General features: G+C 71.5%; 20 protein-coding genes and 3 tRNA genes. 9 read left to right on the top strand and 14 right to left on the bottom strand.

Annotated elements, in window-relative coordinates; translation table 11 throughout:
• Positions 1 to 246: 246 nt before the first annotated feature.
• The 6 genes from BM204_RS11865 to BM204_RS11885 form a co-directional block, all read right to left on the bottom strand.
• Positions 247 to 519, bottom strand: coding sequence for a hypothetical protein (locus tag BM204_RS11865; RefSeq protein WP_143099740.1), 273 nt, complete (start codon positions 517 to 519; stop codon positions 247 to 249).
• Between the two features lie 7 nt (positions 520 to 526).
• Positions 527 to 1,132 carry an HGGxSTG domain-containing protein gene (locus BM204_RS11870; RefSeq protein WP_143099741.1) on the bottom strand — a complete coding sequence of 202 codons (606 nt, stop codon included), beginning with the start codon at positions 1,130 to 1,132 and terminating at the stop codon, positions 527 to 529.
• A gap of 391 nt (positions 1,133 to 1,523) precedes the next feature.
• A complete protein-coding gene (locus tag BM204_RS11875) occupies positions 1,524 to 3,899 on the bottom strand; it encodes a phage/plasmid primase, P4 family (RefSeq protein WP_170259289.1) in 2,376 nt (791 codons plus the stop codon).
• Positions 3,896 to 4,507, bottom strand: a complete 612-nt coding sequence (locus BM204_RS22230) for a hypothetical protein (RefSeq protein ID WP_143099743.1) — start codon at positions 4,505 to 4,507, stop codon at positions 3,896 to 3,898. Before BM204_RS22230 ends, BM204_RS11875 begins: the two co-directional genes overlap by 4 nt.
• The gene (locus BM204_RS11880; RefSeq protein WP_143099744.1) at positions 4,504 to 4,860 is read right to left on the bottom strand and encodes a hypothetical protein; all 357 of its coding nucleotides are present in this window, start codon (positions 4,858 to 4,860) and stop codon (positions 4,504 to 4,506) included. Before BM204_RS11880 ends, BM204_RS22230 begins: the two co-directional genes overlap by 4 nt.
• A gap of 271 nt (positions 4,861 to 5,131) precedes the next feature.
• Positions 5,132 to 5,398 (bottom strand): helix-turn-helix domain-containing protein, encoded by a 267-nt coding sequence (locus BM204_RS11885; protein WP_143099745.1) that lies wholly within the window; start codon positions 5,396 to 5,398, stop codon positions 5,132 to 5,134.
• 320 nt (positions 5,399 to 5,718) lie between these two features.
• Here BM204_RS11885 and BM204_RS22235 point away from each other — a divergent pair, with 320 nt between their 5' ends.
• On the top strand, positions 5,719 to 6,570 hold the full coding sequence (locus BM204_RS22235; RefSeq protein ID WP_143099746.1) for a hypothetical protein: 852 nt from the start codon (positions 5,719 to 5,721) through the stop codon (positions 6,568 to 6,570).
• Positions 6,567 to 7,754, top strand: coding sequence for a site-specific integrase (locus BM204_RS11890; protein ID WP_143099747.1), 1,188 nt, complete (start codon positions 6,567 to 6,569; stop codon positions 7,752 to 7,754). The genes BM204_RS22235 and BM204_RS11890 overlap by 4 nt, the downstream gene beginning before the upstream one ends.
• Positions 7,755 to 7,858: 104 nt before the next feature.
• On the opposite strand, the gene BM204_RS11895 is transcribed toward BM204_RS11890, so the two are convergent.
• The 3 genes from BM204_RS11895 to BM204_RS11905 all read right to left on the bottom strand — a co-directional run bounded on the left by BM204_RS11895 (position 7,859) and on the right by BM204_RS11905 (position 9,682).
• Positions 7,859 to 7,932 (bottom strand) — tRNA-Asp (locus BM204_RS11895).
• Between the two features lie 105 nt (positions 7,933 to 8,037).
• Positions 8,038 to 8,110 (bottom strand) — tRNA-Glu (locus BM204_RS11900).
• A gap of 78 nt (positions 8,111 to 8,188) precedes the next feature.
• Positions 8,189 to 9,682 carry an ABC transporter substrate-binding protein gene (locus BM204_RS11905; RefSeq protein WP_091113517.1) on the bottom strand — a complete coding sequence of 498 codons (1,494 nt, stop codon included), beginning with the start codon at positions 9,680 to 9,682 and terminating at the stop codon, positions 8,189 to 8,191.
• 97 nt (positions 9,683 to 9,779) lie between these two features.
• On the opposite strand from BM204_RS11905, the gene BM204_RS11910 reads away from it, so the two are divergent.
• From BM204_RS11910 to BM204_RS11920, 3 genes are all read left to right on the top strand, one after another.
• A tRNA-Phe gene (locus BM204_RS11910) sits at positions 9,780 to 9,856 on the top strand.
• Between the two features lie 135 nt (positions 9,857 to 9,991).
• Positions 9,992 to 10,948, top strand: coding sequence for an alpha/beta fold hydrolase (locus BM204_RS11915; RefSeq protein ID WP_091113519.1), 957 nt, complete (start codon positions 9,992 to 9,994; stop codon positions 10,946 to 10,948).
• A 47-nt stretch (positions 10,949 to 10,995) separates the two neighbouring features.
• A complete protein-coding gene (locus BM204_RS11920) occupies positions 10,996 to 11,421 on the top strand; it encodes a hypothetical protein (RefSeq protein WP_091113521.1) in 426 nt (141 codons plus the stop codon).
• Positions 11,422 to 11,443: 22 nt separating this feature from the next.
• Here BM204_RS11920 and BM204_RS11925 read toward each other — a convergent pair whose 3' ends face one another.
• From BM204_RS11925 to BM204_RS11940, 4 genes are all read right to left on the bottom strand, one after another.
• Entirely contained in the window at positions 11,444 to 11,809 is a 366-nt protein-coding gene (locus BM204_RS11925; RefSeq protein WP_091113523.1) for a hypothetical protein, read from the bottom strand.
• Positions 11,810 to 11,897: 88 nt separating this feature from the next.
• The gene (locus tag BM204_RS11930) at positions 11,898 to 12,659 is read right to left on the bottom strand and encodes a GTPase domain-containing protein (RefSeq protein WP_218031360.1); all 762 of its coding nucleotides are present in this window, start codon (positions 12,657 to 12,659) and stop codon (positions 11,898 to 11,900) included.
• Between the two features lie 77 nt (positions 12,660 to 12,736).
• Positions 12,737 to 13,243: a hypothetical protein gene (locus BM204_RS11935; protein ID WP_143099748.1), complete on the bottom strand. Its 507-nt coding sequence runs from the start codon at positions 13,241 to 13,243 to the stop codon at positions 12,737 to 12,739.
• A gap of 11 nt (positions 13,244 to 13,254) precedes the next feature.
• Complete coding sequence (locus tag BM204_RS11940; protein ID WP_091113527.1) at positions 13,255 to 13,644, bottom strand: hypothetical protein; 390 nt, start codon at positions 13,642 to 13,644, stop codon at positions 13,255 to 13,257.
• Between the two features lie 179 nt (positions 13,645 to 13,823).
• On the opposite strand from BM204_RS11940, the gene BM204_RS11945 reads away from it, so the two are divergent.
• Complete coding sequence (locus BM204_RS11945; RefSeq protein ID WP_170259290.1) at positions 13,824 to 14,912, top strand: endonuclease/exonuclease/phosphatase family protein; 1,089 nt, start codon at positions 13,824 to 13,826, stop codon at positions 14,910 to 14,912.
• A 209-nt stretch (positions 14,913 to 15,121) separates the two neighbouring features.
• Here the strand turns inward: BM204_RS11945 and BM204_RS11950 are convergent, their stop codons facing one another.
• A complete protein-coding gene (locus BM204_RS11950; RefSeq protein WP_091113532.1) occupies positions 15,122 to 16,045 on the bottom strand; it encodes an NAD(P)H-binding protein in 924 nt (307 codons plus the stop codon).
• A 150-nt stretch (positions 16,046 to 16,195) separates the two neighbouring features.
• Here BM204_RS11950 and BM204_RS11955 point away from each other — a divergent pair, with 150 nt between their 5' ends.
• The 3 genes from BM204_RS11955 to BM204_RS11965 all read left to right on the top strand — a co-directional run bounded on the left by BM204_RS11955 (position 16,196) and on the right by BM204_RS11965 (position 19,432).
• Positions 16,196 to 17,554, top strand: coding sequence for a hypothetical protein (locus BM204_RS11955; protein ID WP_177223720.1), 1,359 nt, complete (start codon positions 16,196 to 16,198; stop codon positions 17,552 to 17,554).
• A 65-nt stretch (positions 17,555 to 17,619) separates the two neighbouring features.
• On the top strand, positions 17,620 to 18,645 hold the full coding sequence (locus BM204_RS11960; protein ID WP_091113537.1) for a cobalamin B12-binding domain-containing protein: 1,026 nt from the start codon (positions 17,620 to 17,622) through the stop codon (positions 18,643 to 18,645).
• Positions 18,632 to 19,432 (top strand): sensor histidine kinase, encoded by an 801-nt coding sequence (locus BM204_RS11965; protein WP_091113540.1) that lies wholly within the window; start codon positions 18,632 to 18,634, stop codon positions 19,430 to 19,432. Before BM204_RS11960 ends, BM204_RS11965 begins: the two co-directional genes overlap by 14 nt.
• Positions 19,433 to 19,448 lie beyond the last annotated feature (16 nt).

Consider the following 19,448-nt stretch of genomic DNA (forward strand, 5'->3'; position numbering starts at 1 on the left):
ACCGAGGCGCGACGACGCCGAGCACGGGCCCGCTCACGCGCAAGGTGAGCGCGGACCTGTCGCTGCAGCCGGGCGCGGTGCCGGTGCCTCGGCCACTGGTCGCCGCGGCGCAGCCCGAGAAGGCTGACGCCCTGCGTCGGGACGCCCCTCACAGGACCCACCCCGACGGGACTACAAGCCCCGTGGACGACCCATTGCCGCAGGTCAGCGGCTTGATGGTCACAGCCTGGTCACACGCCTTCAACCTCATGACGCCCTCCACCTGGCCTCGAGCCGGAAGTGCTGCAGACGGCGGAGGAAGCGAGGTCGGTCGGCGCTGTGCGTCAGCACGTTGGTCGCCTCCACGGTGATGGCCAGCGCGACCTGCAGCAGCTTCTCCCGTGGCAAGACCTCGAGCTCGGACCGGACGGCGCGGATCGCATCGGGCCCCGTCGGCGCGGTCATGGACATTTCGAGGAGGTCGTAGGCCTGCAGCACGATGGCGGCGGTCTCCTGCTCCTGCGCGGCGCCCTCGCCCATCACGCGCTCACCGACCCTGCCCGCTCTGCGGCTCGCCCAGGGCACGGAACTCCTGCGGCACCACGACGAGCGAGAGGGCCCGTTGCTCGTCGCTCAGTCCGAGCCGATCGAGCACCGCCCGAACGACGCCGGCCAGGAGGCGGCCCTGATCCTCCGCGATGGCGATCTGCTTCGAGTGGAGGTCGAGACGCTCGATGCCCTCCAAGGCCTGGCGCAGCTCGCGCATAACCCGCACCCAGGCCAGGGCGGTAGTGCCGTCGAGCTCCCCGTCGAGCCGGGCGCCCAGCACGTCCGTGGCATGGCGCAGCTTGCCGGCCAGCAGTAGGAGGGCCTCAACGGGATTGGTGACCGGCGCGGCCTCGGGATCCCAGACCACGGCCAGCAGCGCTTCGGCTTGGGCTTCGGCCCGGCGACGTGCGGCGGCTGCGCGCGCCTGCGGGGACGACCCGCCGTGCATCCGGCACACCCGCATGCCCTCCACAGCGAAGGACCGGCAGCGTGCCCCCGACCGGGTCCGAGCGGCGCACTGTCGTACGTGGCCGTCACGGACAATCGCATGGGGTCGCTCGGGCGGCCCTGACTGCATGGCCTCCTCGCTCGGTCGCTGTGTCATCTGGGGGCCTCCTCGGCCTGGTGGGTGTCGCCGCCGACGGAGGATTCGCCAGCAGGCAGGGCCATGGCCGGGCACAGGGACGACGCCGACTGAGGGCACGATGCCCGGACGGGCAGCCGCCCCTGGGGTGCAGAGGGTGCAGGTCTGGCTACCCCCATACCTGCGCATACGCGGGCGCGCGCGTATGTAGGGGGTTGGGGTTTACCTGCACCCTCTGCACCCTGAGAACCGGTCACAGTTGCATCCGTGCAGGTCAGACCCCATTTCGCTGGGGTGCAGGTACGGGGTGCAGGTACGGGCCTCGGAGCCCCGATTTTGCCCATAGCCCCCGATCGCAGTTGCTCCGGCCTGCACCCTCTGCACCCCAGCCGGGTCTCGTCGACGGCCACGCTCATCCGACCTGCACCCCAGCGCGGGGCAGTTGGACGACGCCGGTGTGAAGGACCGCCCAGCCGCTGTCGATGACCCGCACGCCCTTGAACCCGCGGGACCCCTTGATGGTCGCCGGCACGGGGCCGGCGCTCTGGAGGCGGTCGTAGAAGTCGGTCGCCCGGACCGGGCGGTGCCCGTCGCGCGCGGCCCAGCGCTTGTACGCCTCGTAGAGGTCGGCGCGTGCCACGTGTGGGAGGTCGGCCTGGACCTCGCAGCAGTCCGAGAGCCAGGTGCGGACCTGGTCGACGCGGCGCTCGAACTCCTGGTGTGCTGCCTGGCCGGACTCGGTCACCTCGAAGTTGCCGCGGCTGAGCAGCCCGGGCAGCGCGCGAAGGCCGCGGGCCGCGATGCCCTGCAGCTCGGCGGGGCTGGTCAGAGTGGTGTCGAGACGGCGGTCCTCGCGCCCCGCGAAGCTGTTGGGGAACGGCACCACGAGCCAGCGCGACAGGTAGCCGACGGTGGTGTCTGCGCTGGCCGGGATCTTGTTGGCGCTGAAGACGGGCACGGCCCAGGGCGTGAAGTCGAAGCGGTCGCGGCCCTTGTGCTCGGCCGAGATCGTGTCGCCGCCGGTGATGGCCTTGAAGGTCGCGGTGTTCTCGAGGTAACCGGCGTCGATGTCGCCCGCGATGTTGGCCAGCTTGCCGTAGAGCGAGGCGGTGGCGAAGCGGGTGTTGACCAGGTCGTGGAGGCCGACGGTGGTGACGTTGCGGCGACCCAGCAGCGCCAGGAGCGCTCGCAGGAAGGTGCCCTTGCCGTTGCGGCCAGTGCCCGTGAGCATGACCGCCTTATGCAGCGGGTTGCCGGAGTACATGAGGTATCCGACGAGCTCCCACACCGTGCTGACGACGTCAGGCGGGACGATCTGCTCGACGAAGGCCTCGAAGGCAGGACACTGCGCGTCGGCGTCGTAGGCGATGGGCAACTGCACCGTGGTCGGCACGTCCGGCGTGTGGGCGAAGAGTTGCCCCGAGCGCCAGTCGAGCAGCCCGTTGGCGAAGTTGACGAACTCCGGGACCGGGTCGCATGCGATGGCGTCGACACGGGCGCGCACGATGGCCTCGGCAGTGCTCGCGTGCCCGGTGCGGAAGCGCTCGCCGAGCAGCACGGTGGAGCGGTTGCGCACGGCGTGCTTGTCCGCCACCCAGACGCCCTGGGCGTAGGACCACATGAGGTCGTCGCGCCCGATCCGCAGCGGCCCGCCGCCGATGACGTCGGTAGCGAGGGTCGCCGCCTGGAGCGCGCCCTTGGCGCTGAAGTACTCCCCGGTCGGCGGGGCGACGTAGAGCTGGTCGAGGGACGTGCCACCGGATGGCGGCGACAGACCGAGCGCGGCCCACCCGTCGGCCTCGCGGCGGCTCGCGGCGTGCTCGTCGATCGGGTCGCCGTACCCCTGAGCCCCGAGCGCACGGGCGGCGGCCCTGAGGTCGCCACCGTGCTCGAGCAGCGCGTAGGCGCCGAACTTGTCGTAGGCCTTCTCGGTCTCGAAGATCGTCGAGCTCGAGAAGACGTAGAGGTTGTCCGCGTCGTTGCGCCCCGTGGTCGCTGACGCTCCGTCACGCCGATCCTTGCCAGGCCGTGTCCATTCCCACCCTCCGTCGGGGAAGGCGGAGCCCCGCTGCCACCCGTGAGGCTCCAGCAGTTCCTCCCACGTCGTGCGGGCGTTGAAGTCGTCGCCCGGTCTGCCCCCGACCACGCCAGCCGGTGCGCGCGGCTGAGCGGCGACGGGCGCGGGCATCTGGTCGAGCGACGCCGCGACAGCGTGGATGGCGTCGCGCTCCTGAGCCGTGACCGTGGGGATCGAGCCTGGGGTGCCGGCCAGGACCGCCCACGGCTGTCCAGTGGGGTGGGTGCGCCCGTACGACGGTGCGACGACGGTGAACCCGCCCTGGCCGCGCGTCTCGATGAGCACAGCGACGGTGCCGGGGACCTCCCCCGGCCGGCGCGCCAGCTTCGCGTTGCCAGCCACTGGGCCATCGGCGACGCGGTAGAGCCAGTGGAGCCCTCCGGAGGGAGACTGCTCGAGATAGCCAGCCGTGATGCGGCGCCACACGAGCGCAAGGCCCGCGGCGTCCATGGCGTCGCTGAGCGCCTGGAGCAGCGGCACGGCGCGCCCTTCGAGCTCGAGCATCTCCAGGCCACCGGAGATCGAGCCCGTCACGACGCCGAGACCGTCGTACGACGGACCGGAGAACCAGGTGCTGAGCTGCTCAGGGTCGGGGCGCTGTGCTTGGAACTGCTTCCAGCCGATCGCTGGCCGCTTGGTTCCGTCGACGGCAGCCGGGATGACGCAGCAGCCGGCGGCGTGGAAGGCCAGCGCGGTCTCGAGCAGGCTCACCACGTGCGCACTCGCTCGAGGTGGGTGAGCACCAGGTCGAGGTGGCGGTGGGCGTCGGGGCCGCAGGCGAAGCAGCGTTCCCCGGGGAAGATCAGGCACGCCGTGCGCTCGAGGTGGTCGGTGCGCGTCATGGCCGGCGTCGGCAAGGGCCCCTCCTGGAGGGCGGCGTAGTAGGCCGCGACGTGCGGTGGGAGCGCCTGCTCGGCGCGGAACCATCGACGCGAGCGCGGGTCGAGGTAGGTGTGCGCGAAGACGGGCACGTCGCCGCCGGCGCCGTTCTCGCGCCAGGTGACGCACTCGTCGGCCTCATCGTTGTGGTGTGAGCAGAGCCCGCAGACTCCGCAGACCTTGCCGCTCTCGGAGCAGGCCCCGCAGGTGCGGCAGTGCAGGCAGTTGGCGAGCTCGCAGGCCAGCGGCGGGTTGGCGGCGATGAAGGCCTGCGTCGAGGCGTCACGCAGCTGGACGCAGGTCTGGCACGGGTCGATCCAGGGGAGCTGCTCGGCGAGGTCCCTGCAGAACGGGCACCCGTGGACGTCGCAGTCCCCTGACACCGGGTGAGGGCAGGCGGTGCGCGCGGCCGGCTCGACGAGGCGAGGCGTGGTGGTCACGACGACTTCGCCGCCTCTTCGGCCGTGGCGCAGGTGGGGCAGAGGAAGGAGACGTGCACCGCGCGACCGCCCACGTTGAGGGTGTAGCGCTCGAGCGCGCCGGAGCGTCCGTGGCAGTGGTCGCAGTCGATCGGGCGCGGAGCTGTCGTGAGGCACCCGGCGCACAGGTAGGCGGTGGGGATGCTGGCCATCCAGAAGTAGGACTCCTGACCTTTCACCTCGATGTGAGGGCAGGCAGTGAGGTCGTTGGCCTCGATCCGAGCACGGTGCTGCAGGAGCATCTGCCCGCCGGCGCAGTCATTGCCCGTAGGGCTCAGCGTCTTCAGCGGCTTGCGGTCCTGTTGGTCGAGCATTACGCGGAACCGCGCGACCAGAGCTTCGGTGGCGATGCCTCGCGCGTCGTGCTCGCTGCTCGCTGCCGTTGGGTGGCCTGGGATCTGGCCGGTCACCGCGTGACCTCGGGTGATGCGTTGATGGTCGACCTTGCTTCATCCATCATGGGATGTGGATCTCCTTCGTGGTGAGGGCTTCGATCTGTCCGTGGGCGTCTCTGGCGAGAGGCGCCCACGCTGGTTTCCGCGGCCGGGTCCAAGGTCGAGGGCAGATCGACCCGGCCGCGAAGTGTTAGGGACCGCCGACACCCGGCAGGGGGTGCACCGAGGCCCACGCCTCCGGTGCGCTCGTGGGCGCCGTGGGCTCGATGCCGAGCACGGCCAGCAGCGCAGCGGTGGGGATCCGCTTGAAGCGACCGACGTCGAGACAGGGGAGCTGGCCAGCCGCAAGCGCGGCCCGGATCGTCTTCTCTCCCTCGCCGGTGATCGCGCAGAGTTCAGCGACGGTCAGCCACGGCTTGTCGCGCGGGTCGGGGATGCGAAGCGGTTCGTTGGTCATGAGCGCGGCCACGCGGGGAAGAGCTCGTCGGCCGGCACGCCAAGAAGACGCTCTGCTGCCTCGCGAACGCGGGGGGTCGCCCGGCTTCTCCCGTGGGCGCAGGCACTGACGAAGGTCGGCGAGCACCTGGCTTCTCGCGCGATGTCGCTCAGCGTCACGGAGGGGCGGCTGGTCAGGCGGAGGATCAAAGAACGATCGTCGTCGACCTGGCGCTTGACCCGGGCCCTCGTTGGTGTCATGGTTCCTCCGTGTAACTGTTGCTCTTGAACTATCTAGTACACGATCTCACTCGGCTAACCCCGCGTCTACAGGGAAACCCCATGACTTTTGATTTCACGGCACCGCAGCTCACGATCGTGCTGCCCGATCTGCAGCTCCGGGGCACGCAGGGCACGGTCGAGGGCGTGCTCCCGATCCTGTTGCGGGTGGACTGGGGTTCGGCAGAGAGCCTCTACGCCTTCTCACGTGACGCGAACACGGTCGGCGCGGTGCTCGAGCCGGCGATCAGAGCCCAGTTGAAGGCAGACGCGGGATTCCAGACGGACGAGGAGGCCTTCGCGCAAGCCCAGCAGATTTACCCCCTAGGCATGCCCGAGTCACCCTTCGCTGGGCCGGCGTCGGAGCGCTGGCAACGGGGCCGAGCAACGAGGGTCGACATCGAGGACCTCGCCCGTCGGCTCGATGAGAGCGGGCTGGCGGGGTCGCTCGATAGCGCTACGGAACAGCTGCGCGCTCGGATCGAGCAGCTCGTCGATACGCATGCCAAACAGAAGGACACGCAGAGCACCGCTATCCGGCTCGACGGTGTCGATTTCCAGCACCGCTGGGACGACAAACAGCGTCTGAGACTCGCGGTCCACACCTTCAGCAACCCGTTCAGCCGCGCCGACATGGAGGCGGTGTCGGCCTACACCCAAGGGCGCCCGGGCCTCGTCCGGTGCGACGTCTGCGAGCGCCTCTTCGTCCCCGTGCGGGCGGGCCGGCCATCGCGCCGCTGCCCCGGCTTCGACTGCGCGGACCTCGCCCGGGAGTCCTACCAGCAGAGGCCCGATCGGCGCGAGTATCGCCGCCTGGCCATGCGCCTGTCACGGGCCAAGGCCACCGGCAAGCAGCACCTCATCGAGGCGGCCCAGGCCGAGCTCGACCGCTTCAAGGAGAAGGAGACACCGTGAGCACCACCGGACGACGCGGCAGCGTCAAGCAGTCAGCGAACGGCAGCTGGTTCTTCATCATTGACGTCCCCAGCCGCGACCTCGACGCCAACGGCAAGGTGAAGCGGAAGCAGACCCGCCGGCGCGGCTTCAAGACCAGGCGCGAGGCCCAGGCCGAGCTGACCCGCACCCTCGGCACGCTCGGCACGCTGACGTACGTCGCCCCGCAGAACCAAACCCTGGCCGAGTTCCTCACCACGACCTGGCTGCCGGCCATCGAGCACACCATCAAGCCTCTGACCTTCCAGGCGTACCGGCGAATGCTGCGTCGCCACATCATCGAGCGCGCGATCGGAGGGATGAAGCTGCAGCAGGTGGACGGTCCGGCGTTGAACATCCACTACGCACTCCTCCTGGCCGGTGACGGCACGTACGAGGCCCTCGGCGCGACGACCGTGAGGAACATCGCCACCATCTTGCACCGCGCCTTCCGCGACGCCATGCGCTGGCAGGCCGTCTCCCGCAACCCGGTCGAGGCATCGGACCCGCCCAGGCCCAGCGTCTCGCCCGAGATGAACACCTGGACCGCGGGCCAGCTCCACACCTTCCTCGAGGTCGCCCGCGACCACCGCCACGCCGCAGCGTGGTGGATCCTCGGCACCACCGGCATGCGCCGCGGCGAGGCCCTCGGGCTGCGATGGTCCGACATCGACCTCGAGAAGCAGCAGGTCAAGGTCCAGCGCGCTCTCCTCACCGGCGAGGGCGGCAAGATGTGGTCCTCTCCCAAGACGAAGGCCGGCAAGCGCGTCGTCTCCATCGACACCGAGACCGTGGCGCTCCTCCGCAGCCACAAGGCACGCCAGAACGAGGAGAAGCTGGCCCTGGGCGCCGGCTACGTGGACGACGACCTGGTGACGGCCCAGGAGGACGGGCAGTCCGTCAGTCCGACTCGCATCACCGAGCAGTTCGGCCGAATCTTCCGCCGAGCAGGACTTCCCCACATCCGTCTGCACGACCTCCGCCACACCTACGCCACGCTGGCGCTCGAAGCGGGCATCAACCCGAAGGTGGTCCAGGAGGCGCTCGGCCACAGCCACGTGTCGGTCACGCTTGGGATCTACAGCCACGTGGACCAGAAGATGCAGGCCAGCGCGGCCGCCCTGCTGGCGGCGATGCGCAAGGCCGCTTCGGAGGTCGCAACGTGAGTGCCCAGACCTCTCGTGACCACTCTGTGACCAGAACGCCCATTCTGGCCCGAAATGCAGAGAAGCGCAGGCCGCTGACCTGCGCTTTCTCTGGAACTACTCTGCGACCCCGACGGGACTCGAACCCGCGGCCTCCGCCGTGACAGGGCGGCGCGCTAACCAACTGCGCTACGGGGCCTAGATGATGCGTTTTGTCCGGCACTGCCGGAGCGCTGGAACTCTAACCCATCCCCCTCGGCACCTCCCAATCCGGGATCGGATCCAGCGACTGGTGCGGGTGGAGCACCCCCAACGGGATTCGAACCCGTGCTACCGCCGTGAAAGGGCGACGTCCTAGGCCGCTAGACGATGGGGGCCAGACTGCCGGGACAGCATAGGGCCGAGCGCGAGCGCGCTCCAAAGCCGGATCCCCCGGCCCTGCTCCGGGGCGGGCGTCACTCGGGCACGACGGTGGTGCCGCGGCAGGAGTAGTCCCGTGCGCCGGCAGCCGTCCAGCGCCCACCCTCGACCTTGATGAAGCGCCAGCACTCCCCGGTGCGCTTGGCGCCCACGTTCTGCGGCCCGTGCGCGTCGTTGGCCGTCCAGTCCTTCACCTGCTTGAGGCTCGCGATCAGCGCCGGGCGCGTGAGCTTGCCGCCGAGGGCGGTGGCCTGCTCGACGAAGAGGCGTGCGGCCGACCAGGCGAAGAGGCCGTACGACGTGGGCTCGGCGCCCGGACTGGCCTGCTGGAGCCAGGCGAGGTAGAGCGACACCTCGGGGTTGGTCGAGGCCTCCTCGAACGGCACGTGGGTGATGAAGATGTGGGTGCCCTCCGCGGCCTCGCCCGCCTGGGAGATGTAGCCCTGCTCGTACATCGGCTGCGACATCATGAACAGGTCCGGCTTGTAGCCCTGCTGCTGCATGGCCTGGGCCATCCGCACCGAGTGGGACGACGAGCCGAGGAACTGGACGTACTCGACCCCGGCGTCCTTCAGCTCCTGGACGTAGGGGGCGTAGTTGAACTCCGAGATGTCGATGCCCTGACGGATGATGAAGTCCAGGCCGCGCTTCTCCATCGCGTCGGCCTGGTAGTTGGCGTTGGCGGGCACGGCGCCGGCGTTGATCCAGACGTAGGCAGCCTTCTTCGCCGCATCGGGGTAGTTGGCCATCACCCAGTCGGGAACGGCATTCTCGAACTCGTTGGCCTTGAGCGAGAGCGCGCCGAAGCAGGTGGCGCACCGCGAGCGCTCCAGGGAGGCGGCGGCCGCCCGGAGGTCCGGCAGGCCGCAGCCCTGCGCGGTCGCGGCGCCCCCGGAGTCGAAGGCCGACATCGACCCGACCGCGGCGAAGGCCTCGTCGCACGCCTTCGTGTAGGCCAGCTGATCGGCCGCCGCGTCGGTGCGGCTGTCGAGCTGCAGCACCTCGAGCTTGCGCCCGCAGACGTCGGACGTGGCGTTGAAGTAGGCCGCGTAGGCGCGCACCGCGTCCTGGCCGGCCTGGAACAGACCCGGGACGGGGCCCGAGATGTCCGAGGCGTTGGCGATGGTGATCGTGGTGTCGGTGATGCCGGTCTGGTTGGCGAAGCCCTCGCAGCCCCCCGCCGCTCCCCCGCCGCCAGCCGCGTTCTCCCCCGTGGGAGCAGTCGCCCCGCCGTCGCTCCCGGTCTCGCCGCCGCCGGTGCGGTCGGTCTCGGCGAGCGGAGCTCCGGCCTCCGGCACGGCCCCGGGCGCGCCCGGGAGCGGCGAGGACCCGGGCGTGCCGGTCGTGTCGCCCCCCACGGCGCCGGCCGCGGTCCCGCCCTCGGCCTGCCCGGGCACGGCCACCGACCCGCCCTCGAGCTGGGCGACCGTCTCGGGATGGATCCGCGACCCACACGCGGCCAGGACGCCGACTAGGAGGAGCACGAGGACAGGGAGCAGCGTCGTACGACGGCCGCGCGGTTGGCTCATGGGATGCTCAACGTCCCAGCGGCCCTGAAGTGACGCGCGTCACGCGTCGCCTCGCTTTCGTGGGCCCCCTGGGGCTCCTGTAGGCTGTGCGACGCTTGGGCAGGTAGCTCAGTTGGTATGAGCGATCGCCTGAAAAGTGATAGGTCGGCGGTTCGATCCCGCCCCTGCCCACCAGCACCGCAGGTCCTCGACCTGCAAGAAGGCCCTCGCCGGAGTCCGGCGGGGGCCTTCGCCGTGTCCCTCCGCTGGCTCGAGCCGGCCACCCTGCGGGGTGGAGGTCTCCCGCCGCTCCCGCCCCATACTGAAGGTATGGAACATGATGCAGGGATCGGTCCCACGTGGCCCGGCGTGGTCGACGAGGTGCTCGAGGTGCGCGGTCGCGAGGTGCGGATCCTGCGGGCTCCGGGCCCTTCCGTAGCCGCCGGGACCGAGCCGCAGCTGCTCGTCCACGGGCTCGGTGCCTCGGCCGTGACCTGGGTCGAGGTGATGAGCGGGCTCAGCGCGACCGGGCCCGTCGTGGCCGTGGACCTGCCCGGCTTCGGCCGGACGACCGCCCTGGAGGACGAGCCGCTGACCGTGGACGCCTACGTGCGGTTCGTGCTCGACGTCGCCGACGCGCTCGGCTGGACGAGCTTCGCCCTGCACGGCAACTCGATGGGCGGGCTGGTCGCGACGCTCCTCGCCGCGCAACAACCCGAGCGGGTGTCCCTCCTGGTGCTGGTCTCCCCCGCCCTGCCTCCGACCTCGCCGCTGAAGCTGCTCATGCCGGCCCGGGCGACCCTCGAGGGCATGGTGCCGATCGCCGTGTCGTCGGTGTCGGCCGCGGCCCTGGGGGTGGTCGGCGCCGGTGGTCTTCTCGACGAGCGCCGCAACCGGCACCTGATGCGGCTGATCTTCTCCGAGCCCGACGGGGTGCGTCCGGAGCTCATCGACCTGATGGCGCAGGAGTACGCCGACGACGACCAGGTCGTCGTGGCGTCACGTCGCAAGGCGCTGCTGAGCGCGCTGCGCTCCATCGCCGTCCTCTGGGCGTCCCCCGGTCGGGTGCTGCGGGCGATCGACGCCGTCGAGGCACCCACCTTGATCCTCGGCGGGACCGCCGACGCACTCGTGCCCGCGAAGGTGCTGCGCCAGGTGCTCGCCCGTCGTCGCGACTGGTGCGGCCACGTCCTCGACGACCGGCGGCACGCGCTGATGATGGAGGCGCCCGCGGAGTACCTCGCGCTCGTCCACGCGTGGGCGGTCGACCACCGCGAGGCGGTCTGACGCGGGCCCGTCGAGCCGTCACGGACAGGTTTGTCAGACTCCCTGCCATGGACGACCTCGATCCGGAGACCAGGCCACCACCCAGCCCCGCGAACGCACGCGCGGCCGCACTCGGCGTCGTCGTCCTGGCGCTGGGCCTCATGGTCGCCCTCGGCCTCGTTGCCGCGGCGCTCGATCGTCGTACAGACTGGCAACGCCCCATGTATGAGGACGTGCTTGCCGTGGCACAGCTGGAGTGGGAGCAGATCCAGCTCGCGGGCGCGCCCTTGGAGTTCGCCCTGACCGAGGACGGCCGTCAGGTCCTCGGCGGCCAGGATGTCGTGCTCAGCCCGGGAACGACCTCGCTCAGCGTGCAGGTGGAGGGCAAGACCTACTGCGTCGGCGCAGCGAACGAGCGCGGCGACGAGACCGGGGCGCTTTGCTTCGACGGCGAGGGCCTACCCGACTCGATCCTCGACCACCGCGTCTCCTGACCAGTCACGCCGCTCTCTGTGATCAGACCGTGCCGGTGTTCATCCCTCGGCGCAGCGCGACCACGCCGACGGTCGGGAGGCGGAGGACGGCGGGTCCGTCGCTTCGGATGCGGTAGGACATGCCAGGTCGCAGGCACGCCGCGCCGGCGTCGACGCGCAGGCTCCTGACGTTGCGCAGGTCACCGCTCAGCAGCTGCGCCCGGGGCAGCCGCTTCGTGCCGGTCACCTCCTGCACCACCGACACCCACGGCACCGGTCGCGGGCCCGCCGAGTTGCGCTTGCCCAGCGTGGGGACCTCGACCCCGCAACCGTGGGAGGTCAGGTCGACGCGCAGTGGGCCGGCAGCAGCGATGCCGGCGGCCAGGATCGTGGGGCGTCGCAGTCTCATCGGTGACCTCTCGAGAAGGGGCTTACTGCGTGCCGGAGGCCTCTGGAGCACAACGGATCCACGTGTCCACGGTCACGTGCGCACCCCCTCAGACGTGGCCGGAGAGCTGCGCCATCCGCGTCTCGAGTGCCGCGAGGTAGCGGTCGCGGTCCTTGCGGGTCACCCCGCCCGCGTCGCTGTCGAGGTGGCTGCACGCAGGCAGCACGTCGATCGAGAGGTTGGCACCGCCCGCCAGCGCACGGAGCTCGTCGAGCCGGTCCCCGAAGGGCGTGCCGCTGCCGGGTGAGTAGGAGCGCACGACCGCGTCGATGTCGTCGGCGTAGAGATCGACCTTGGTGACGACCACGACCAGCCACGTGGGGCGCGAGCGGCGCACGGCCATCGAGGCGATCCGGTGGGCCGTGACCGTCCAGTCCTCGAGCTCGGCAGCGAGCTGCTGCTCCCGGGTGACGTCGGCGCGCCCGCTCGTGCCGGCCGGTCGCCGCCCCGTGGCGTGACCGTTGGCCACCACGTGCAGCACCCCGTCGACGGGGTCGTCGTGGAAGACGTCGTCGAGCGCCCCGAGCCGGGTCGCGGCATTGTCCCCGGGCACGACCCGGAAGCGGAATCCCGTCAGTCGTGCCCCGCGGCGCACGCGCCGCTCGAGGACCGCCGAGCCGGCCTCCGGCGTACCGCTCCCGGACGGGCGGCCGCACAGGTGGTCGACGAGCTCGGTCTTGCCCACCCCGGTCATGCCGGTGACCGCGACCGTCGGGAAGCGCTGCCCGAGGACACCGGTCACGCGCTCGCGGCCGCGGGCCAGCGCGTTGGGCAGGGAGCGGACCCCGCGAGGGGCACGACGGTCGGGCACGGGGCCTCCAGGATCGGGTGGGTCACGACGTCCTCGACCGTAGCGGGCTGGTGCCCACGGGTCGCTGACACCCGGTCTCAGGCCGACGGCAGATCGGTCCGCAGGCTCCACCAGCGCGGGTCCAGCACCCGCAGCCCGGCAACGGCCACGGCGGCACCCCCGGCGCCCACCACGGCGAGGTAGGGCGCCACGAGGGCCCAGCCGAGCAGCACCGGGTGATAGCCGGTCAGGGCCAGGTCGTCACCGACCTCGCGTGCCTCGACCCGCTCGCCGGGAACCGGCGGCGGACCGCCGTAGCGGTTGCTGACGTCGCCGTCGCCCCCGGACCAAGCGCCCGTGCACGTCGTCGGCTCGCCCGGTGGAGGTCCGACGCGGCAGCGAGTGTCCTCGGCGACCGACACAACGACCTCACGGTCGTCCTGCCACCTCGACGCGGACGCGTGCATGAAGAACCAGACAGGTGCGTTCAGGACGACCAGCATCCCGCCGCCGAGCAGCAGCGCAAGCAACACCCGCACCAAGGTCGGGCGACGGCTCGGGCGCAGGTTGAAGGGGCGGTCGGGCTGGGTGGGGGCGGCACCCACCTCGGGGTCCACTAGCGCGGCTCGGTCTCGTGGGCGACCGAGAGCCGCGGGACGCCGCCGAGGCCGCGGCGGTAGCGGACGTGGTCCGCATGGTGCTCGAGGGTGTCGTAGAGGGCGACGTGCGCGGCCCAGGGCAGGGGCTCGTCGCCGCGGCGCCAGCCGTCCCCGAAGGAGATCCACACCGGCGTCCAGTCGGCAGCGAGGTCCCAGGCGCCGAGGCGCGCCTCGACGAGGCGACGTCGCAGCTGGAAGGCCGCACGTGGGCCGTCGGGGTAGATCGGCGCCGTGGCGACCGGCCACACCCACAGGTCCAGCGTCACCAGGTCGAGCTCGAGGTCACGCAGCGCTGCCGGGTCGACCAGCACGGTGGCGACGTTCTCGTGGGGCTCGCGACGCGACACACGCACCTCCTCGGGACCTTCGAAGGGACAGGCGGACAGGACGGGGCGACCCCGACGCTAACCCGACGACCCCAGCGGATGAGCGCTTCTCCCCACCTCGGAGTGCTCAGGAGCCGGGCGCCGCGGCCGATCGAGGGTCCTGACGAGAGATCCGAGGACGATGGTGGTGGGGGTGGCGGGTGCTGGGTGCCGGGCGACGTACGGCGGCGGCCGGGTGCCTCCTCGCGCTCCTCGTGGGGGTCGTGGGGGTCGCGGGCCCGCCCGCGGCGACCGCCGGCACCCTCCCGGTCGAGCCGGGTGGCACCGGGGCGACCCTGCACCTCGGCGCGGAGCCGGCGGAGCGGGCGGAGCGGGCGGAGCGGGCGGAGCAGGACGACCGTGCGGCCCAGCCCTCGCGCTCCAGCCGACGAGCAACGCCGCCGACCCCGCCCGTCGTCGAGCCCGTCGAGCCCGCGCTTCTCCAGCCACTCATCGAGCAGGTCGTCCAACCGCCGCCGGCAGCACTCCCCGTGCTCCCTCCGACACCGCTGCCGGCGGCTGCCGACTTCACCGTCGCGTCCTTCAACGTGCTCGGCTCCAACCACACCCCGCGCGGCTCCGGCTGGGCCGACGGGGTGACCCGTGCCCGGTGGGCCAGCGAGCTGGTGGTGCGACGTGGCTTCGACGTGGTGGGGCTCCAGGAGATCCAGGTCGACCAGCTGGCGACCGTGATGGCGGCGACCGGCGGCGCGTTCACGTCGTACCCACCCCTGGGCCAGCGCGGGACCTCGGTGCCCCAGGCGATCATGTGGCGCGTGGACACCTGGGACGTCCTGGCAGCCACGACCTTCACGATCCCGTTCGTCGGCCAGCAGCGCGCCCAGGCGGTGGTCCTGCTCCAGCACAAGGCCTCGGGCCAGCAGGTCTGGTTCATCAACGTGCACCTCTCCCCGCGACGCCCCAGGCGCGACGCGGAGGGCGAGCGCAACGCAGCCACGGCGCTGCTGGTCGCGCAGATCCGTGACCTCCAGACCACCGGTCTGCCGGTGGTCGTCACCGGCGACATGAACGAGAAGGGCGAGATCTTCTGCGACCTCGCCCTCGGCACCGGCCTCACCGCCGCCAACGGCGGCTCGGTCGTCGGCGGCTGCCGCCCACCGCGCGCCCGCATCGACTGGATCTTCGGGTCGCCGGCGCTGACCTGGACCGGTTTCGGCTACCTCGAGGACTCCGAGGTGCGCCGCATCACCGACCACCCGATCGCCGTGGCGCAGGTGCGGGCCGGCTGACGGCGACCCTCAGCGGCTCAGGAGCCGAGCCCGTCTGCCGATGGGAAGGACACGTTCCCCCCACGGAGGCACCCCATGAGAGCACCCACCTGTCAGCACACTCTCGGACCACTCCTCTGCATGGCCGGAGTGGTAGGCCACGCCTACGGCCACGTCTACCAGTCGACCTCCGGGGTGCCCGACTGCCCCAAGGAAGAGATGTAGGTCGCTCAAACGGCCTGGCCCTCGCGCCCCCGGTCGCCGAGCGCGACGCGCACCATCTCGTCGTAGCCCATCGGCTGGAGGTCGACGACCCCGGAGATCGCGTCGTCAGAGACCACGACCTCGGTGCTCATCGACTCGATGAGGTTCTTGGCCGTGTCGACGTCGACCTCCGTCAGCGCCGCCAGCCCGTACGACGACGCCCTGGCCACCACGGCGTCCACCAGGTCGTTCTCCGGCAGGGGCACGGACACGAGGGCCACGTCGGCGCCGTTCTGGATCTTCGCCGCGCGGACCAGCATGTCCTCGTAGGTCACGACGTCGGCGCCGCCGATCTCGAAGACCCGACCCAGAGCCCGGGGCTCGTCGAGCACACCGACGAGGTAGGTCACGGCGTCGGCCAGGGCGATCGGCTGCGTGCGCGTCTGGGCCCACGAGGGGGCCACGAGCAGCGGCAGCCGGTCCACGAGCTGTCGGGTCATCTCCCACGAGATCCCCCCGCGGCCGACGACGATCGCGGCACGCAGCACGGTGACCGGCACCCCGTCCGCCCCCAGCAGCGCCTCGACCTCGCGGCGCGACCGCAGGTGCGGCGACAGGCCGTCCGCCTCGTCACCGAGACCCCCGAGATAGACGATCTGCCCCACGCCCTGAGCCGCGGCAGCCGCACCGAAGGCGGTAGCACCGGCCGCGTCCTCCTCCTCGAAGTCCTTCGAGGACAGCGAGTGGATCAGGTAGTAGGCCACGTCGACGCCCGCGAGGGCCTGACGCAGGCTGGTCTCGTCCGACATGTCGCCGGCTACCGGCGTGCCGGGGCCCTCGTAGTCGTCGGGACGGCGCGTCATCGCCTGCACCTGGTGACCCCCGTCGACCAGCGCCTGCGTCAGCGCCGACCCCACGAAGCCCGTCGCTCCGGTCACGAGCACCTGCATGTCCCACCCCGTTCGTCGCGGCCGCACGCGCGACCACCAGCCCGGTGCCCCGACGCCCCCCACGGTAAGCGCTCGCAGGGTGCGTCGCGGCTCACGTGACCCGGCCGCGCCGAGCGGACAGGTTGATGTGTCCGACAGGATGAGCGGGTGATGCAGCGCTTCGAGACGGTCGGCCACGCGCGCCCCGTCGCGCTGGTCCAGCCGGGCACCGACCTCACCGCGCCGCTCGCCCCCTCGGTCGCCGTCGAGGCCAACGTGACCGGCACCAGTCCCGTGAGCCTGAGCCTGGTCAGTGGCGAGGTCACCCTCACCGGCACGTACGACGGCACACTGGGCCTGACGGTGACCACCGGGTCACGGACCACCCGGCACCAGAGTCGGCGCAGCAGCCACCCCGAGGCTCCGGTGACGACCGTGGGCCTGGCGCTGACGGGCACCCACCTGTCGGTCCTCACCCGGGAGGGAGGGGCGCCGGACTCCGGGTGGACGGTGCGGGGCCGCCTGGACCTCCTGGACCGTGTCGACACCCGCGACGAGGCCTGGCTCGCCGGGCTGGTCCACCACGTCACCGGCACCGTCGGCGAGGTGCGCGCCGGCGCCTTCGGCCAGCTCGGGCTGCGTGACCTGCGCGTGGTCAGCCACGCCGACGGGTCACCGTGGCGCGAGGACGGTCCCGACGGCGAGCACGTCCTGCTGACCGCGACCAGCGCCGGGCCGGGCTTCTTCGACACCGCCCACACCTCGGTCTGGTCGCTCGACCCGCGCACCCTCGCCCTCGAGCACCGCAGCGACCTGTTCTTCCGACGACCCGACCGACCGGGGGTCTTCGGGGACCACGCCAGCCACCTGCTCCGCGACACCCGTGGCGACCACAGCCGGTGGCTCCTGACGACCAGCACGTGGGGAGACTTCGACAAGAGCGCACCCGACGCCTCCGTCGGGGTCACGCTCGCCGAGACCAGGGTCGACCTCACCCGCGGCAGGCACGTCCTCGACACGCGGGCCTTGGCCCTGCCGACCACCGGGCTGCGCTCGGTGGGGGTCTGGGACCCGCACCTGGTGCGCACCGACGAGGGCTGGTTGGTCGCCTACGTCAGCGCCCGCCGGTTCTTCCGGTTCCACCCCGTCCTCGCGGGCGGTCCCAGCCTCGACGACCTCACGCTGCTGGGCGCCGCATCCGACCGGCGTGCGACCGAGGGGCCGGTCCTGGCCCGGCTCGACGGCGCGGACGGGCGCTGGCAGGTCCTCGCGAGCGATGGACGAGACGGCCGGGCAGGCCAACGTCGGCGCTATCCCGTGCTCGACCTCCACCCCGACCTGCCGGCCGACCGACGGCTCGCCGAGGTCGGCGCGCTGGACGCGCCGTACCCCGCCAACATCCCGTGGCCCACCCTCCTCGAGGAGGACGACGGCTGGCTGATGATCGGTTTCGATGGCCGGCCCCACGGTGGGCGGTTGGTGGGCTACGGCAGTCACGGCCGGGTCGTGTTCGCCCGCGCGCCGCGCTGAGCACCCCTGCCCGGCCGGGACGTTTGCCTCGGGTGTTCCCCTCCAGCGGCGACTATTGTCAGGTCATGACCCCAAGGCACATCCCCGGCTTGGTCGACCTGGGGCTCGACGCACGCCTGGCCCGGATGGTCCTCGAGGCCCTGGGCCTCGAGCCCAGCGCGGAGCTGACCGACCTCGTCGCAGGCGGGCTCAGCGCCCTGGAGGTGGCGCTGACCAGCGGTCACGACGAGCTGTTCGAGGACTTCCTGGGCTTCCAGACGGCACGGTTGTCGGCCCTGAAGGTGTCGCACGTCGACACCCGCGACGTTGCTCACGCCATCGGTCGTCAGGTCGCAGCGCAGGGTGCGTCCCCGGGCGCCGTCGAAGACCTGGTGGACCGTTGCCTGGCGCGCCGAGCCGGCGACGAGGACACCCACGGCGTCGGCCCCACACCGCTGTGCCCGCTGGCCCGCGCCTACCTCGGCCGCGTGCTCGCCGTCGACCGGGAGCAGGCGCGCGAGCTGGTCGCGTCCGCCCTCAGCGACGGGACCGACCTCGGCGACATCCTGGTCGACGTGCTCGAGGCCGCCCAGCGAGAGGTCGGACGACTCTGGGAGCTCGGTGAGATCTCGGTCGCCCAGGAGCACTACTGCACTGCCGTGACCCAGATGGTGATGGCCGACCTCTACCCCTACCTCTTCACCGGTCGTGACCGCCGACGTCACCTCGTCGCCGTCCACGCGCCGGGCAGCCTGCACGAGGTCGGTCTGCGCATGGTCGTCGACCTCCTCGAGCACGAGGGCTGGGGGACGACCTACCTGGGCGCGGCGAGCTCCGTCGAGGACCTCCTCGCGAACGTGGCCGAGCAGCACGCCGACATCGTGGCCATCTCCGCCTCGATGCCCGGCCAGGTCTCCGCGGTCCGGTCCATGATCGGCCACCTCCGCGCCGACCCGCGTTCTGCCCACGCCCGGATCATCGTCGGCGGCCGCCCGTTCCTCGTCGCCCCTGCCCTGGGGAAGGCGGTCGGTGCCGACGGCACGGCGAGCGACGCCCGCAGCACCGTCGCGCTGTGCGAGCGCCTCGTGGGAGCACACGATGCCGCCCACTGAGGGGGCACAGGAGCAGGCTCTCCTGGACGAGATGAGTCGCATCAACAACGACTACGGTGTCCTCCAGCGGCGCACGGCCCAGGCGTTGGCGCGCACCCGCCACGAGCTGGCGGAGACCCAGAACGTCCTGGGGATGGTGGCCCACGACCTCCTCACGCCGCTCCAGGCGGTCGCGGGCTTCGCCGAGTTCCTGCTCGACGAGCCCAACCTCACCGAGCAGCAGCGCCACCTCGTCGATCGCATCGCCCACTCGGCGGAGATGATGACGGGTCTGACCGACGAGCTGCTCCAGAGCATGGACGTCGGGGCGTCCTCCTTGGTCCTGGCGCCGGTCGATCTCGTCGCCCTGGTCGACTCGGTGAGCTCGCGCTACCGGCTCCTCGGCAACGCCGTGTCCTTCGACAGGAACACACCGGCCGTCAAGGTCGACGGCGACGCCATCAAGCTCGAGCGCATGCTCGACAACCTCGTCACCAACGCCCTCAAGTTCTCCCCTGAGGGTGAGCAGGTCGAGATCGCCGTCGTGGACGAGGGACCGACCGTGGTCCTGTCAGTCTCCGACCACGGTCCGGGCATCGCTCCGGAGCAGCACGCGGCCATCTTCGCGCCCTTCCACCGCGCGCCGGGGACTGCCGCCGCGCCCGGGGTGGGCCTCGGGCTGGCGATCGTGCGGCAGATCGTCGAGCGGCACGGTGGCACCGTGTCGGTCGACTCCGACCTCGGTCAAGGTGCCACCTTCGTCCTGCGGCTTCCCGTAATGTCACCAAGGCCGACCAGCAAGGCCTGACAGCGACTCGGCACCG

It is taken from the genome of Nocardioides psychrotolerans (assembly GCF_900113685.1).
Taxonomy (GTDB): domain Bacteria; phylum Actinomycetota; class Actinomycetes; order Propionibacteriales; family Nocardioidaceae; genus Nocardioides; species Nocardioides psychrotolerans.

Excerpts from the sequence above, each read along its gene's own strand:
- BM204_RS11905 (WP_091113517.1), bottom strand. The coding sequence starts at position 9,682 with ATGAGCCAACCGCGCGGCCGTCGTACGACGCTGCTCCCTGTCCTCGTG.
- BM204_RS11870 (WP_143099741.1), bottom strand. The coding sequence starts at position 1,132 with ATGACACAGCGACCGAGCGAGGAGGCCATGCAGTCAGGGCCGCCCGAG.
- BM204_RS11915 (WP_091113519.1), top strand. The coding sequence starts at position 9,992 with ATGGAACATGATGCAGGGATCGGTCCCACGTGGCCCGGCGTGGTCGAC.
- BM204_RS11965 (WP_091113540.1), top strand. The coding sequence starts at position 18,632 with ATGCCGCCCACTGAGGGGGCACAGGAGCAGGCTCTCCTGGACGAGATG.
- BM204_RS11955 (WP_177223720.1), top strand. The coding sequence starts at position 16,196 with ATGCAGCGCTTCGAGACGGTCGGCCACGCGCGCCCCGTCGCGCTGGTC.
- BM204_RS22235 (WP_143099746.1), top strand. The coding sequence starts at position 5,719 with ATGACTTTTGATTTCACGGCACCGCAGCTCACGATCGTGCTGCCCGAT.
- BM204_RS11865 (WP_143099740.1), bottom strand. The coding sequence starts at position 519 with ATGGGCGAGGGCGCCGCGCAGGAGCAGGAGACCGCCGCCATCGTGCTG.
- BM204_RS11880 (WP_143099744.1), bottom strand. The coding sequence starts at position 4,860 with ATGCTCGACCAACAGGACCGCAAGCCGCTGAAGACGCTGAGCCCTACG.
- BM204_RS11920 (WP_091113521.1), top strand. The coding sequence starts at position 10,996 with ATGGACGACCTCGATCCGGAGACCAGGCCACCACCCAGCCCCGCGAAC.
- BM204_RS11885 (WP_143099745.1), bottom strand. The coding sequence starts at position 5,398 with ATGACCAACGAACCGCTTCGCATCCCCGACCCGCGCGACAAGCCGTGG.
- BM204_RS11960 (WP_091113537.1), top strand. The coding sequence starts at position 17,620 with ATGACCCCAAGGCACATCCCCGGCTTGGTCGACCTGGGGCTCGACGCA.
- BM204_RS11950 (WP_091113532.1), bottom strand. The coding sequence starts at position 16,045 with ATGCAGGTGCTCGTGACCGGAGCGACGGGCTTCGTGGGGTCGGCGCTG.
- BM204_RS11925 (WP_091113523.1), bottom strand. The coding sequence starts at position 11,809 with ATGAGACTGCGACGCCCCACGATCCTGGCCGCCGGCATCGCTGCTGCC.